This window comes from Azospirillum fermentarium (genome assembly GCF_025961205.1).
In the GTDB taxonomy this organism is placed as follows: Bacteria; Pseudomonadota; Alphaproteobacteria; order Azospirillales; family Azospirillaceae; genus Azospirillum; species Azospirillum fermentarium.
In genome coordinates this window covers 850,030-863,053 of record NZ_JAOQNH010000003.1, presented here as the reverse complement: position 1 = coordinate 863,053, position 13,024 = coordinate 850,030, and the positions used below count along the sequence as shown (strand labels likewise).

12 protein-coding genes and 1 pseudogene are annotated in these 13,024 nt (G+C 69.3%); 3 read left to right on the top strand and 10 right to left on the bottom strand.

Annotated features, from left to right (window positions below; translation table 11 throughout):
• Positions 1-67 precede the first annotated feature (67 nt).
• Complete coding sequence (locus M2352_RS24015; RefSeq protein ID WP_264667057.1) at positions 68-1,231, bottom strand: MFS transporter; 1,164 nt, start codon at positions 1,229-1,231, stop codon at positions 68-70.
• A 109-nt stretch (positions 1,232-1,340) separates the two neighbouring features.
• Here M2352_RS24015 and M2352_RS24010 point away from each other — a divergent pair, with 109 nt between their 5' ends.
• A complete protein-coding gene (locus tag M2352_RS24010) occupies positions 1,341-2,210 on the top strand; it encodes a LysR substrate-binding domain-containing protein (RefSeq protein WP_264667056.1) in 870 nt (289 codons plus the stop codon).
• A gap of 147 nt (positions 2,211-2,357) precedes the next feature.
• Here the strand turns inward: M2352_RS24010 and M2352_RS24005 are convergent, their stop codons facing one another.
• Together M2352_RS24005 and M2352_RS24000 are read right to left on the bottom strand one after the other, a co-directional pair.
• Complete coding sequence (locus M2352_RS24005; RefSeq protein WP_264662801.1) at positions 2,358-3,434, bottom strand: IS5 family transposase; 1,077 nt, start codon at positions 3,432-3,434, stop codon at positions 2,358-2,360.
• A gap of 244 nt (positions 3,435-3,678) precedes the next feature.
• Positions 3,679-3,849 (bottom strand): annotated as a pseudogene (locus tag M2352_RS24000) (IS5/IS1182 family transposase); the annotation flags it as partial.
• Between the two features lie 195 nt (positions 3,850-4,044).
• On the opposite strand from M2352_RS24000, the gene M2352_RS23995 reads away from it, so the two are divergent.
• Positions 4,045-4,878 carry a hypothetical protein gene (locus M2352_RS23995; RefSeq protein ID WP_264667055.1) on the top strand — a complete coding sequence of 278 codons (834 nt, stop codon included), beginning with the start codon at positions 4,045-4,047 and terminating at the stop codon, positions 4,876-4,878.
• A 203-nt stretch (positions 4,879-5,081) separates the two neighbouring features.
• On the opposite strand, the gene chrA is transcribed toward M2352_RS23995, so the two are convergent.
• Positions 5,082-6,449, bottom strand: coding sequence for a chromate efflux transporter (chrA, locus tag M2352_RS23990; RefSeq protein WP_264667054.1), 1,368 nt, complete (start codon positions 6,447-6,449; stop codon positions 5,082-5,084).
• 156 nt (positions 6,450-6,605) lie between these two features.
• Between chrA and M2352_RS23985 the strand changes: the two genes are divergently transcribed.
• Complete coding sequence (locus M2352_RS23985; protein ID WP_264667053.1) at positions 6,606-7,970, top strand: Nramp family divalent metal transporter; 1,365 nt, start codon at positions 6,606-6,608, stop codon at positions 7,968-7,970.
• A gap of 4 nt (positions 7,971-7,974) precedes the next feature.
• Here M2352_RS23985 and pqqE read toward each other — a convergent pair whose 3' ends face one another.
• From pqqE to M2352_RS23955, 6 genes are all read right to left on the bottom strand, one after another.
• Positions 7,975-9,099 (bottom strand): pyrroloquinoline quinone biosynthesis protein PqqE, encoded by a 1,125-nt coding sequence (gene pqqE / locus M2352_RS23980; RefSeq protein WP_264667052.1) that lies wholly within the window; start codon positions 9,097-9,099, stop codon positions 7,975-7,977.
• Positions 9,096-9,395 (bottom strand): pyrroloquinoline quinone biosynthesis peptide chaperone PqqD, encoded by a 300-nt coding sequence (pqqD, locus tag M2352_RS23975; protein ID WP_264667051.1) that lies wholly within the window; start codon positions 9,393-9,395, stop codon positions 9,096-9,098. The genes pqqE and pqqD overlap by 4 nt, the downstream gene beginning before the upstream one ends.
• A gap of 16 nt (positions 9,396-9,411) precedes the next feature.
• Positions 9,412-10,188, bottom strand: coding sequence for a pyrroloquinoline-quinone synthase PqqC (gene pqqC, locus M2352_RS23970; protein ID WP_264667050.1), 777 nt, complete (start codon positions 10,186-10,188; stop codon positions 9,412-9,414).
• Positions 10,185-11,117, bottom strand: a complete 933-nt coding sequence (pqqB, locus tag M2352_RS23965; RefSeq protein ID WP_264667049.1) for a pyrroloquinoline quinone biosynthesis protein PqqB — start codon at positions 11,115-11,117, stop codon at positions 10,185-10,187. The genes pqqC and pqqB overlap by 4 nt, the downstream gene beginning before the upstream one ends.
• Positions 11,118-11,227: 110 nt before the next feature.
• Positions 11,228-11,308 (bottom strand): pyrroloquinoline quinone precursor peptide PqqA, encoded by an 81-nt coding sequence (pqqA, locus tag M2352_RS23960; protein WP_085553804.1) that lies wholly within the window; start codon positions 11,306-11,308, stop codon positions 11,228-11,230.
• A 189-nt stretch (positions 11,309-11,497) separates the two neighbouring features.
• Positions 11,498-12,979, bottom strand: a complete 1,482-nt coding sequence (locus M2352_RS23955) for a methyl-accepting chemotaxis protein (protein WP_264667048.1) — start codon at positions 12,977-12,979, stop codon at positions 11,498-11,500.
• Between the last annotated feature and the right edge of the window lie 45 nt (positions 12,980-13,024).

Below are 13,024 nucleotides of genomic sequence, written 5' to 3'. Positions count from 1 at the left end.
CAACCTTATCCAGCAACAAGCGCGGCCCCGTCGATAGCATCATCCGGCCCCCAGGCCCGAACGGAAATCAGGCACGTCCGGTATTCCGCGGCAGCAGCGCCGCCGCCCCCAGCGCCAATCCCCCCAGCACCGCCGACAGGGGCAGGGCGGCGGCTGCCCCGAACCGTTCCATCACCAGCGCGAACACCAGCGGGGCGGCGGCGGAGACATAGAACCCCGGCGCGATCAGCCGCCCCACCGTGGCGCCATAGGTGCGCGGGTCGAACAGCGCCAGCGGCAGCGTGCCGCGCACGATGGTCGCCAGCCCGTTGCCGGCCCCGAACAGCACGGAAAACGCCGCCCCCGCCGCCACCGACACGCCCGACGCGAAACCGAACCCGGCGCTGAGCGGCAGCAACGCTGTCGCCAGCACCGCCAGCCCGGTGGGGGACAGGCGTTTGCCGAACAGCACCTCCGCCAGCCGGGCCGCCGACTGGCCCACCCCGCGCAGCGACGACAACGCCACAGCCACCCCCATGCCCAGCCCCATGCCGGCGAAGATGCCGATCATGTGCGCCGACAGCGCCGAGGCGAGCGCGCCCGTGGACGCCACGATCACCGCATAGAGCACCGCCGCCCGCCGCCCGGCAGCGCGCGGCGGCTCCGCCCCGGCGGCGGCGGTGGCGGGGGCCGGCGTCCTGTCCCCGCCGGGAATTTTCATATGCAGCGGCACCGTCGCCAGCAGGAACCCGGCATAGGCCACCAGCGCCCAGCGCCAGCCCACACGCTCGATCAAGGCCTGTCCGATGGGCCAGAAGGCCGAGGACGCCAGCCCGCCCAGCAGCGTGATGTGGGAGATGGGCCGCCGCGCCGCCGCCCCGCCCACCCGGGCCAGGGATGCGAAGGCGGCATCGTACAGGCAGCAGCGCATCGCCACCCCCAGCACCACCCAGGCGGCGTAATACCCCGCCACCCCGCCGCACCCGGCCAGCATCAGACACCCGGCGGCCCCCAGCAGCGACCCGGCCACCATCACGCCCCGCCCGCCGCGGCGGTCGATGGTGCGCCCGACCCACCCCGAGACCAGCCCCATGGCCACCAGCGCCACCGTGAAGCCGCCGTGAATCCACGACAGCCCCAGCCCCAGCCCGGCGGCCATGGCGTCCCCGAAGATGGCGACGAGATAGAAGGTGGTTCCCCAACAGACGAGTTGGGACAGACCCAGGCACAGCACGAGCCTTGGTGCGATCATGGCGGCGGTTTGTCCGGTCGGGATGGTGTTTGCGGCCCCTACCGTAGCGCTTGGCGGGGGACGGCGAAAACGACTTGTACGCCCACGATCATTGAGAAAAACTCAACAGATGCCGTCCCGTCTCCCGCCCCTGAACGCGCTGCGCGCCTTCGTCGCCGCCGCCCGCCACGTCAGCTTCCGTCTGGCGGCGGACGAGCTGTGCGTCACCCCCGGCGCCGTCAGCCGCCAGATCCGCGCCTTGGAAACCCATCTGGGGGTGCCGCTGTTCGACCGCTCCCGCCGGCAGGTGCAGTTGACGCCCGCCGGGGCGCGCTATTTCACCCGCATGGCCGCCCTGTTCGCCCAGATGGAGGAGGCGACGGAGGACGCGCGCGGGCAGGAGCCGCCGGACGGCGTGCGGCTGGACGTGATCCCCACCTTCGCCATGCATTGGCTGCTGCCGCGGCTGCCGGATTTCCGCCGCCGCCATCCGGGGATCGAGGTGGTGCTGACCACGGCGACGGGGCCGGTGGACCGCAGCGCCCGTGTCGATTACGCCATCCGCCGCGACGTCGCCCACTTCGCCGGCTTGGCCCCGGTGCCGCTGATGGAGGAGGTCAGCGCGCCCATCGGCCGTCCGGGGATGGAGGCGCCGCGGTCGGCGGCGGATCTCGCCCGCCACACCGTCATCACCATCCGCGCCCGCCCCGACCTGTGGCCGGCGTGGTGCGCTGCCCAGGGGCTGGAGCCTGCCGCCTTCCCCCACCGGCTGGAGGTGGACCACACCTTCTTCGCCATCCAGGCGGCGGAGGACGGGGTGGGGGTGGCGGTGGTGCCGCGGCTGTTCGTGGACCGCCCGCTGGCGGCGGGCCGGCTGGCCGAACCGCTGGGGCCGGCGGGCCGGGTGCGCACCGGCCAGTATTTCCTGCTCGAAGGCCCCGGCACCCGCACGGCCCCGGCGCTGGCCTTCCGCGCGTGGCTGGCGGAGCAGGCGGGTTAGCAGGGCGCGGAAAAACGGACCGATGCGGTGGCATTGTCTCCGCTGAAGCTTGGAAATGGTGTTTTCGGGGCCTGTTTTGGTCTGGATGGCGCCTTTTTCCGCGCCCTCAGGCTCCTGGAGCCGCCATTCAGGCGGACTCCGGGATGATTATGCCGTTGTCAGCAGCTTGGGCAGACGGATCAGGTTATAGGCGGCGGCAGTCAGCGTGAACATCCAACCGACGCGGGCGGTGCCGCGGTGACGGGTCTTGCGCAGCCCCGCCCCCTTGATCCAGCCGAAGACCTCCTCGATCCGCTTGCGGATGCGCAAGGACACGGCATAGCCGGGGTGACGGGTGGTCCGGCCATCAATGGCTGAGCGGCGGTTGCTGGTGTTCTGGGCAACGTGCGGGGTGGCGCCCAGGCGGCGCATGTTCGCCACGAAATCCTTGGTGTCGTAAGCCTTGTCGGCGCCCAGCGTGATGCGGTGGCAGCCGGAGATGGCCTCGACCATCGACACCGCCGCCTCGCGTTCGGCCAAGCCCGTAGCCGCCGTCAGCCGGACATCCACCACCAGAGCATGGCGGTTCTCCATCAGCGCGTGGCCCATGAAGGCCAGCTTCGCCGGCTGCCCGTTGCCCTTGCGGTAGAGACGCGCCTCGGGATCGGTTGTGGAGGCATGCGTTTCGTTGGACCGTTTCTCACCGTGAAAGTCGCGCTCGCCGTTGCGGCCCGGCCCCGGCGGCTCACCGCTGCCATCTTTGGGCCGGAAGCTCTTCACGCTGGCCCACGCCTCGATCAGCGTGCCGTCCACCGAGAAGTGCTCGTCCGACAGCAGCGCCTTGACCCGCGGCTGATCCAGCACGGTGGCCAGGAACGTGGCCGCCACATCCCCCGCCAGCAAACGCTCACGGTTCTTGGTGAAGACCGTCACGTCCCACACCGGGGCGTCCATCGACAGCCCGACGAACCAGCGGAACAGCAGGTTGTAATCAAGCTGCTCCATCAACTGGCGTTCCGAGCGCACCGAGTAGAAGGCCTGGAGCAGCAGCGCCCGCAGCAGCTTCTCCGGTGCGATCGACGGCCGCCCGATCTTCGAGTACAGACCCTCGAAGGCTGGCGACATCACCTCCAGCGCTTCATCCACGATGGCCCGGATCGCCCGCAACGGGTGGTTGGCCGGAACCCGAGCCTCACAGCTCACGTAGCTGAACAGACCCTCGCTGCGTTCGTCCGAACCCCGCATCGCCCCCTCGCCGGCCTCATTCTCTACGAAATGAGAGAATCACGACCGGCCAGCCGGGCATAGCCTTTTTCCGCGCCCTGTTAGGGCGTGTTTCCGTTGACCGGAAACACGCCGTCTCTCTGCCTCTTCCTCAAACGCCGGCGCCGCATCCGCGGCTTGGCTTCCGCGGCACGTGCCGCGCGGCGGCGGTCGCCGCCGGAGCCGTTTCCGGTCAACCGAAAACGGCTCTAGGGTCTGTTGACGTTCACCTTGTTCGGATCGCGGTTGCGGCCAGATGGATCATGGCGGCGAAACTCTCGTCCGTCTTGCAAGCCCGCATGGCAATCCGCTTGAATTCCTTGAGTTTCTGGAAGAAATTTTCGACGAGGTGACGCCATTTGTATTTTTCGACATCGTGGCTTGCGGGATTGAGGCGTTTCCTTTGGAAGCTATCCCGCCGCCCGGGCGGCGCGCTTCGATCCGATCGCGGCGCTGCCAGTAGGAGGCGGTTGGCGGGATATCGCTACTGAAAGTTTATAGTCTTTATGTACTTCGCAACGTCTATGTTGCCTCACGCACAACCTTATGATATTTTTTTCCGAAAATTTCCCGATCGCAGGGGGGTGGAGTGATGGCCGTTGTCAGCTCGGTTGTCGGTGATGCCGGCGTTTACCAGGCGCGGGCATTCATCGCCGGCAAGGCCCCGGCGGAGGCGCCCAAGACCGCAGGCACGGCGGCCATCGGCAAGCCGGCGGTCGTCGTGACGCTTTCCGGCGCCGTGCCGGCCGCATCAAACCAAGCGGCGTCGGTCGGAAGGAGCTTCGCCGAGGTCACCACCGACTCCCGGTCGGCGCTCGACGCCAATCTGGCCAGGATGAAGGAGGCGGGACACACGCTGGGCATGGGGGAGAATCAGGGAACCCAGGCGGACATCGACGCCGCGTTCCAGGGCCTCGACCGGCGCTCCCTCCATGCCATCGCCAGCAACAGCGGCGGCCTGTTCTCGGACGACGAGCAGGCCTTCGCCCAGACCGTCATGTCGCAGCAGCAGGCCTCCGCGATGGGGTTGGGGGAGACGGGCAGCTTCATGAGCGATCCGGCGGCCGGCTTCAGGAACGGGGTCCGCTTCCTGGATGCCGCCAGCCCGGAAGAGCGGGCGTCGGACAACTGGCGCGTGAATCGCGCCGCCACCCAGGTCGGCTATGAATCGTCGATGCAGCGGGATCATCCAGGTGAGACGGCGGAGAATCTCGACAGCGGCGATCCGGTCGTCAACCTGCTGGTGAAGGGGATTCATGGGGTCGAAGGAACCTGGGCGTCCGTGCATGACGGCTCCTACGTCAAGGACATCGGCCAGATCACCCTTTTCAAGGGCGGCGGCCAGGCGTCCGAGCTGCAGCAGGCCCGCAAGGAGCTGGAGGCGAGCAGGCAGGCCGCTTCGGTGCGGGTCGATATGACGCTCTGACCGCCCGGCTCGCGTCCGGTTCGGGGGGTGCTGTCCATCGGATTGCTCACCGGGGTCTCAACAGGATTTCCGAACCCCGCCCACAGATGGGCGGGCTCGGAAATTCTGCAAACCTGCTTAGAGCGATTATTGGAAATTTCCCGCCACAGGAATGCGCAAACGGCATCAAAAATTCGTGATATTCCACCTAATCGGAAAACGCTCTAACCCGCCACCCCGTGCCACGCCATGCCCAGCCCGGCGCACACCGCCAGCACCGGCACCGTGCCCAGCCGGAAGCCGAAGGTCAGCACCAGCGCCACCGCGGTCAGCACCGCCGCCGGGCCGTTGACGCTGCCCACATCCGGCACGTCCACCCGCCCGCCCAGCACCGCCACCGGGTCCAGGCGGGTGAACAGGGTGTGGAGCGCGAACCACAGCGCCAGATTGAGCACCACCCCCACCACCGCCGCGGTGATGGCCGACAGCGCCCCCCACAGCGCCCGGCTGTGCCGCAGAGCCTCCGCGTACGGCCCGCCCAGGAAGATCCACAGGAAGCAGGGGACGAAGGTGACCCAGGTCGCCAGACACCCGGCCAGCGTCCCGGCCCACAGCGGCGACAGCCCGCCCGGATCGCGGAACCCGGCCATGAAGCCCACGAACTGCAGCACCATGATCAGCGGCCCCGGCGTGGTCTCGGCCATGCCCAGCCCGTCCAGCATCTCCCCCGGCTGGAGCCAGCCGTAATGATCCACCGCCTGCTGCGCCACATAGGCCAGCACGGCGTACGCCCCGCCGAAGGTCACCACCGCCATCTTGGAAAAGAACACCGCCACCGCGGCGAACACGTTCTGCGGCCCCAGCGCCAGCACCAGCCCCGCCACCGGCACCAGCCACAGCGGCAGCCCCACCAGCAGCACCCGCCGGGTCCAGGCGTGCGATGGCCGGGCATGGTCCGGGGTGTCCGCCCCGATCAGGCTGTCGGCATCGGCCAGGCCCCCGGCGGCTCCGTCACCCCCGTGGCCCAGCCCGTTGCCGATCCCCCGCGCCCCCATCCACGCCAGCCCCAGCCCCACCAGCCCGGCGGCGGCCACGATCAGGGGAAAGGGCAGGTCATAGACGAACAGCCCGGCAAAGGCCGCAGCGGCCAGGGCGCGTTTCCACCACCCGGTCAAGGCCCGCCGCCCGATGCGGATCACCGCATCCACCACCACCGCCAGCACCGCCGCCTTCAGCCCGACGAACAGCGCCTGCACCGGTCCCGCCCCGCCGTGGAGGGCGTAGATCCAGCTCAGCGCCATGATGGCAATGAAGCCCGGCAGGACGAACAGCCCCCCGGCAATCAGCCCGCCCACCGGCCCGCGCAGCAGCCAGCCGATGTATGTGGCCATCTGCTGCGCCTCCGGCCCCGGCAGGATCATGCAGCAGTTGAGCGCGTGGAGAAACCGCGATTCCCCCACCCAGCGTTTCTCGTCCACAAGGATCCGGTGCATGACGGCGATCTGGCCCACCGGCCCGCCGAAACTCAACCCCGCCACCCGTGCCCAGGTACGGATGAAATCCCCAAGCGGGACGCGGTTATATCCTGTCATTTACAACGTTTTCTCGTTATTCATTTCGAGATGGCCCGCTGTACCATGGAAAATGATGCCGCGAAAGACCGGATGGCCGGGGTGTTCGCATTTCCGCGGGGCACGCGGTATCGTGGAGGACCACGCCGTCCATTGCCGCCGCCATAACGGTCACCGATGTTTGACGCTGCCGTCGCCCCCATCCTTGCCGCCGCCCGCCGTGTCGGGCTTCCCGTCACGGCGACCGCGCCCTTCTGCCCCAGCGAGGTGAACGGCACGGTGGTCACCCCCCGCGGGGCCACCTTCTGGCAGCGGGTGCGGCTGTCGCTCGGCCCCGGCCTGCTGGTGGCGGTGGGCTATATGGACCCCGGCAACTGGACCACCAACCTGCAGGGCGGCGCCCGGCTGGGCGGCGGGCTGGCCGCGGTGGTGGTGCTCTCCGGCCTCGTCGCCATCGGCTTCCAGCTCCTGGCCGCCCGGCTGGGCATCGCCGCCGGCACCGATCTGGCGGTCACCATCCGCCGCCGGTGGGGGCGGGCCGTGTCCCTGCCGCTGTGGCTGGCCATGGAGGCCGCCATCATCGCCACCGACGTGGCCGAGGTGCTGGGGGCGGCGGTGGCGCTTCAGATCCTGTTCCGGCTGCCGCTGGCCGCGGGGGTGATCGTCACCAGCCTGGACGTCTTCCTCGTGCTGGGTTTGAAGGGCGCCGGCTTCCGCCGGGTGGAGGCGATCATCCTGGGGCTGATCGCCATGATCATGGGGGCGCTGGCGGTCAATCTGGCCCTCATCGGCGGGCCGTGGGGGGAGACGCTGGAACAGGCGTCCCACCCGCTGGACGCGCTGCAGGCGCCGCAGGGCGTGTTCCTGGCGCTGGGCATCGTCGGGGCGACGCTGATGCCCCACAACCTGTTCCTCCATTCCTCCGTCGTCGGCACCCGGCGGGACGAGGGGGGCGACACCGCGCGCACCGCCCGCTGGGCCGCCGCCGACACGGTGGTGACGCTGGGGCTGGCGGTGTTCGTCAACCTGGGCCTGCTGGCGCTCGCTGCCGCCGCCTTCCACGCCAACGGCATCGGCGACATCGCCGGGCTTCAGGAGGCCACCCACACCATCGCGGGCGGGGAGGCCGGCGGCGGCACCGCTGCCCGTGTCGCGGCCACCCTGTTCGCCCTGGGGCTGCTGGCCTCGGGCCTCAGTTCCACCTTCACCGGCACCATCGTCGGGCAGGTGGTGATGGAAGGTTTCCTGGAACTGAAGATCCCCTGCTGGCTACGCCGGGTGGTCACCCGCGGGCTGGCGCTGGTGCCGGCGCTGGCCGGCATCCTGTGGCTGGGGGAGGGGGGCGTGGGCGACCTGCTGGAAGGGTCGCAGGTGATCCTGGCCCTGCTGCTGCCGGCGGCCCTGGCGCCGCTGATCCTGGTCAGCGGCGACCGGGGCGTGATGGGCCGGCTGGCCGCCCCCCGCTGGGTGCTGGCCGTGGCGTGGATGCTGTTCGCCGGCCTTCTGGCCGCCAACGGGGTGCTGATGGCCGCGGGCGGCTGAGCCGTCAGTCCGCGGGGCTTCCCCGGTAGCGGAACGGCGTGTCCAGGGCCGCGGCGTCGGCATCGCGGAGCGCCGCGACCGCGGCGTGGGCGCTGGATTTCTCGCACACCGGGTCGGCGGCGTCGGCGTCGCCGGCCAGGGCCAGGGCCTGACAGCGGCAGCCGCCCCAGTCGATCTCCTGCTGGTCGCAATCGCGGCAGGGCTTGGGCATCCAGTGGGTGCCGCGGTAGCGGACGAAGGCCGGGCCGTCGCGCCAGATTTCCGACAGGGTGCGCTCGTGCACCGTCTCGAAGCTCATGCCGGGGATGGTTTCCGCCGCGTGGCACGGCAGCACCCGGCCCGAGGGGGTGACGTTCATGAACCGCCGCGCCCAGCCGCCCATGCACGCCTTGGGCCGGCGGGCGTAATAGTCGGGCACCACGTAATCCACCACGATCCGCCCCTTCAGCGACGGCAGCCGGGCGCGCACCGCCGTGTCCATGGCGATCAACTGATCGTGCGACGGCAGCAGGGCGGCGCGGTTGACCAGACCCCAGCCGTAATACTGCACGTTGGCGATCTCGATCCGCCCGGCCTTGAGATCCAGGGCGAGGTCGATGAAATCATCCACCCGTTCGATGTTGTGCCGGTGCAGCACGGCGTTGATGGTCAGCGCCATCCCGGCCCGCGTCACCATCCCGGCCACGGCCAGCTTGCGGGCGTGGCCGCCCTTGAAGCCGCCCACCCGGTCGGCCCCCGCCGCCTCGGTGTCCTGAAGGCTGATCTGCACATGCTGAAGCCCGGCGTCGCGCAGACGCAGCAGGCGTTCCTCGTCCATCAGCACGGCCGACGTGATGAGGTTGGTGTAGAGGCCGATATCGGTGGCGTGGGCGACCAGTTCTTCCAGATCCTTGCGCACGCAGGGTTCGCCGCCGGAGAAATGCACCTGCAGCGCCCCGGCGTCCACCGCCTGATCCAGCACGCGCTTCCACGCCGCCGTGTCCATCTCCCGGCTGGACGGGTCCAGGTCCAGGGGGTTGGAGCAATAGGGGCAGCGCAGGGGGCAGCGGTGGGTCAGTTCCGCCAGCACCGCGAACGGCGGGGCCGGTTCATCCTTGGTACGGCCCGCGGCGGGGAGCATGCAGGTCATGGCACCACGTATCCCTTGGCCAGAAGGTCGTTCAGCATCTCCAGCACGTCGGCGGCGATGTCGGCGCGCGGGGCTTCGTAATCGGCGGCCAGACGGGTGATGGCCTCCCCCACCGTGCCGGCATCGCGGGCCGTCGTGGCGCGGACGACGGCCAGGGCCGTCTCGTCCAGCACCAACACCCGTTCCGGGGCCAGCAGCATCCATTCGTCCCGCGCCCGGTCGTGACGCAGCATCACGCCGGGTGCCAGCCGCACGCGGCTGTCTTCGGAAATGGTGGGGGTGGGGGAGTCCGTCATCGTTGCCTGTCTGCCATCAGCGGGTGTAGCGCGGCGCGTCCATGTCCGCCGGCACGAAGGCGCCGGGCGGGATCAGCGCCGGGGTGACGTAGGCATGATGCAGGGCATCGAGCTGTGCCCACAACAGTTCCGTCTTGAACCGCAGCGCGCGCAGGCACTGGTTCTGCTGCTCACGGGTGCGGGCGTTGTCCAGCACGTATTGCAGGCCGAACTCCACGTCCCGCGGTGCCTCGGTCAGGCGCTTGCGGAAATAGGACAGCGTGGCGTCGTTGGCGAAGCTGTAGTTCTGCTCGAACCCCGCGATGCGCTCGCGGTGGATCGACGGGGCGAACAGCTCGGTCAGGGACGAGGCCACCGCCTCCAGCAGCGAATGATCGCGCACGAAATGGACATAGGCGTCCACGGCGTAGCGGGTGGCGGGCAGCAGACCTTCCAGCGAAATCACGTAATCGCGGTCCAGCCCCAGCCCGTCGGTCAGGCGCAGCCAGCGTTCGATGCCGCCGACCTTGCTTTCGTCCACCTGCCCGTCAACGCCCAGCCCGTCGTGGTCCAGCACGCGCTGCAGCCACGTGCGGCGGAGGGCGGGATCGTCCATGCGCGCCATGATCGACAGATCCTTGCGCGGGATCGACACCTGATAATAGAAGCGGTTCAGCGCCCACGCCTGAATCTGCCCCTTGGCCAGCTTGCCGCCGTGGAGAAGCTGGTGGAAGGGGTGAAGGTCGTGATACTGCCGTTCGCCGATGGCGCGCAGTTCCGCCTCGAACGCGGCGGGGGACAACAGCTCGGTCATAGGGTCAGCTCCAGCCCATCGTGGGCGATCTGCCACCCCGCGGCCTCCGCCGCCCGGCGTTCGGGCGAATCCTCCAGCAGCACGGGGTTGGTGTTGTTGATGTGAATGAAGACCTTGCGTTCCACCCCCAGCCCGTCGAAGGCGGCGATGCTTCCCTCCGGCCCCGACATGGCCATGTGGCCCATGCGCTGGGCGGTCTTGGTGCCGGTGCCGCTGCGCACCATCTCGTCGTCGGTCCAGGTGGTGCCGTCGAACAGCACCAGCCCCGCCCCCCGCACGCGGTCCGCCAGCCAGCCGGGCAGGGCGGCGCAGCCGGGGATGTAGAAGAACGACGACCCGTCGATGGTGGACCGGACGTGGAGCGCCACCGTGTCCTCCGCCACCGATCCGAAGTTCGGCCCGGCGGCGGCGTTCTCCAGATAGAGCGCCACCTTGCCCGGAACGGCGAAGGCTTCGATTTCGACACCCAGCGGGTTGCCGGCGGCGTCGGCGGGGGCAAAGGCCGTGCCCAGCGCGATGGGCCGGCGCGGCACCAGATCCCGGTTCAGCACGTTGAACACGCTGTTGCCGTCCAGCACCCCCTGAACCCGCGCCGTGGCATAGACGGCGAAGGGGTGGCTTTCCCGCAAGGTGAGCAGACCGGCCACATGGTCGATGTCGGCGTTGGTCAGCACCGCCGCCGCCAGCGGGTTGCCGCGGCGCTGGCCGGCGGGCGGGTGCAGCGGGGGAGACGCCAGAAGCTGCGCCCCCAAATCGGGCGAGGCGTTCAGCAGAACCCAGCGTTCGCCGTCGGCGGTGACCGCGATGGACGATTGGGTGCGGGGACGGGCGGCGGGATCGCCGGAGCGTGCCCGGCGGCACCCGTCGCAGGCGCAATTCCATTGGGGGAAGCCGCCGCCGGCGGCGGAGCCCAGGACCAGGATCTTCATGGGGCCACCGTCTGAAGAAGGGCTGGCGGGAAGAACGGACGGGCGCCGCACCCCTTGGGGTACGGGGAGGCACGAGGGGGGATCGCGGCGCCCGCCGCCGTCAGCGCCGGTTAGAGCGCGGCGCAGGCGTAGGCGTTGATTTCGGTGCCCACGGCGATTTCGGTGGTCTTGGGCTTGCGCCAGGTCTTCATCGGAGTGTCTCCCTAAAATGATCTGTTGCGTGTTGCGGCCCGATGGTACGGACCGGTCTTCAGCCTAGGCCCCGAGGCGGGAGACGCGCCATCCTACCTTCGTCCAATACCTCTTTACGGCAACCGGAATTCCCATTTTGCAAACCAGGCTGCCATACGCATGCATTCTGGGAGTCCCGTCCCCAGGCATCAGGACCGGGCAAAGCTGCGCATGCCCTCCTTCAGCTTTTCGGGATGATCGTGGACCTGCGACGAGAGGGTGAGCACCGTGGTCGCCGCGTTTTCCGTGGCGCGGGTGGCGTCGTTCACGCCGGCCACGCTGCGCACGATCTCCTTGGCGGCGGCGGCCTGTTCCTCCATGGCGGATGAAACGGTCAGGGATGCCTCGTTGATCTGGCGGATCACCTGACCCACGCGCAGGAAGGCGCCGACCGCGCTGCCGGTGGCCGTCTGGATGGCCTCCACCTCGGCGGCGATCTGTTCGGTGGCGGCGGCGGTCTGGGTGGCCAGCGCCTTCACCTCGCCCGCCACCACGGTGAAGCCCTTGCCGGCGGCCCCGGCGCGCGCCGCCTCGATGGTGGCATTGAGCGCCAGCAGATGGGTCTGGGCGGCGATGCGCTTGATGGTCTGGACGATCGTGCCGATGGACTGGGCGTTGTCGGACAAGGAGCCGACCAGCCGTTCGGAGCTTTCGGTCTCCTGCACCGCGGTGGCCGCTGCGGACGCCGCCGACGCCATCTGGCGGCTGATCTCGCCCGCCGACGCCTCGATCTCCTCCACCGCGGACGATGCGGCGAAGGCCATCTCGTCGGCAACCCTGACCGACCGGGCCATGTCACGGGCGGCTTCGTGCATGCGGTTGGCGGCACTGCCCATTTCGTCGGCCACGGTGGCCACGTATTCCGTCAGGCGCACCCCGGCGGTGACGATGGACCACGTGAGCATGGCCGCCACATAGGCGCCGTTCTCGCCATGGATGGCGGACACCCGCAGGTTCAGCACCTCCGGCCCCAGGCGGATGTCGGCCTGGAACGGCAGGCGCGACGGGTCGGACAGGATGCGGCGCTGGTGTGACGGGTTGCGGTGGAAGATGTCCACCGACTGCCCCACGATGCCGTCCACCGGCACCGGCAGATGCTGTTCCACCGCCTTCAGCGTGCGGCGGCTGGTCTGGTTCATGTAGGTGATGCGGAAGTCGTCGGCGGGGTCGCAGACCATCACCGCCGTCGGCATCTCGTCCAGCATGCGCAGCAGGCGCCTGGTCTCGCGGTCGGCGCGGACGCGGGCGGTGACCACGTTCCACGTCAGCATGGCCTTGGTGTAGGCCCCGCCCTCGTGCACCGCCGTGATGGTCAGGTCGAGCACCTCGTCCCCCAGCGCGATCTGGGTGGAGAACGGCAGGTTGGCGGGGTTGGACAGCAGGGCGCGCTGGCGTTCGGGGGCCTTGTGGAAGACATCGATGCTGGTGCCGACGATGGCCTGCGGATCGATCGTCAGAAGATGGCGGATCGAGCCCAAGAGTTCGACGGAGCGCGGATTTGCGTAGCAGATCCTGAAATCCGGCAGGCTGCACAGCATGACGGCCACCGGGACATAATCCAGGATCTCCTGCGTTGCTTTGTTACCAAAGGGGAAGAAGGAGCTTCCGCTCTGCTGCATCAGTCCAAGCATGGCCGCGATCCTGTCTTCGCCGGGGAACGTTAAGCCCGGCTGTTA

Coding starts and splice junctions, on each gene's coding strand:
- M2352_RS24015 (WP_264667057.1), bottom strand. CDS start 1,231: ATGATCGCACCAAGGCTCGTGCTGTGCCTGGGTCTGTCCCAACTCGTC.
- M2352_RS24010 (WP_264667056.1), top strand. CDS start 1,341: ATGCCGTCCCGTCTCCCGCCCCTGAACGCGCTGCGCGCCTTCGTCGCC.
- M2352_RS24005 (WP_264662801.1), bottom strand. CDS start 3,434: ATGCGGGGTTCGGACGAACGCAGCGAGGGTCTGTTCAGCTACGTGAGC.
- M2352_RS23995 (WP_264667055.1), top strand. CDS start 4,045: ATGGCCGTTGTCAGCTCGGTTGTCGGTGATGCCGGCGTTTACCAGGCG.
- chrA (WP_264667054.1), bottom strand. CDS start 6,449: ATGACAGGATATAACCGCGTCCCGCTTGGGGATTTCATCCGTACCTGG.
- M2352_RS23985 (WP_264667053.1), top strand. CDS start 6,606: ATGTTTGACGCTGCCGTCGCCCCCATCCTTGCCGCCGCCCGCCGTGTC.
- pqqE (WP_264667052.1), bottom strand. CDS start 9,099: ATGACCTGCATGCTCCCCGCCGCGGGCCGTACCAAGGATGAACCGGCC.
- pqqD (WP_264667051.1), bottom strand. CDS start 9,395: ATGACGGACTCCCCCACCCCCACCATTTCCGAAGACAGCCGCGTGCGG.
- pqqC (WP_264667050.1), bottom strand. CDS start 10,188: ATGACCGAGCTGTTGTCCCCCGCCGCGTTCGAGGCGGAACTGCGCGCC.
- pqqB (WP_264667049.1), bottom strand. CDS start 11,117: ATGAAGATCCTGGTCCTGGGCTCCGCCGCCGGCGGCGGCTTCCCCCAA.
- pqqA (WP_085553804.1), bottom strand. CDS start 11,308: ATGAAGACCTGGCGCAAGCCCAAGACCACCGAAATCGCCGTGGGCACC.
- M2352_RS23955 (WP_264667048.1), bottom strand. CDS start 12,979: ATGCTTGGACTGATGCAGCAGAGCGGAAGCTCCTTCTTCCCCTTTGGT.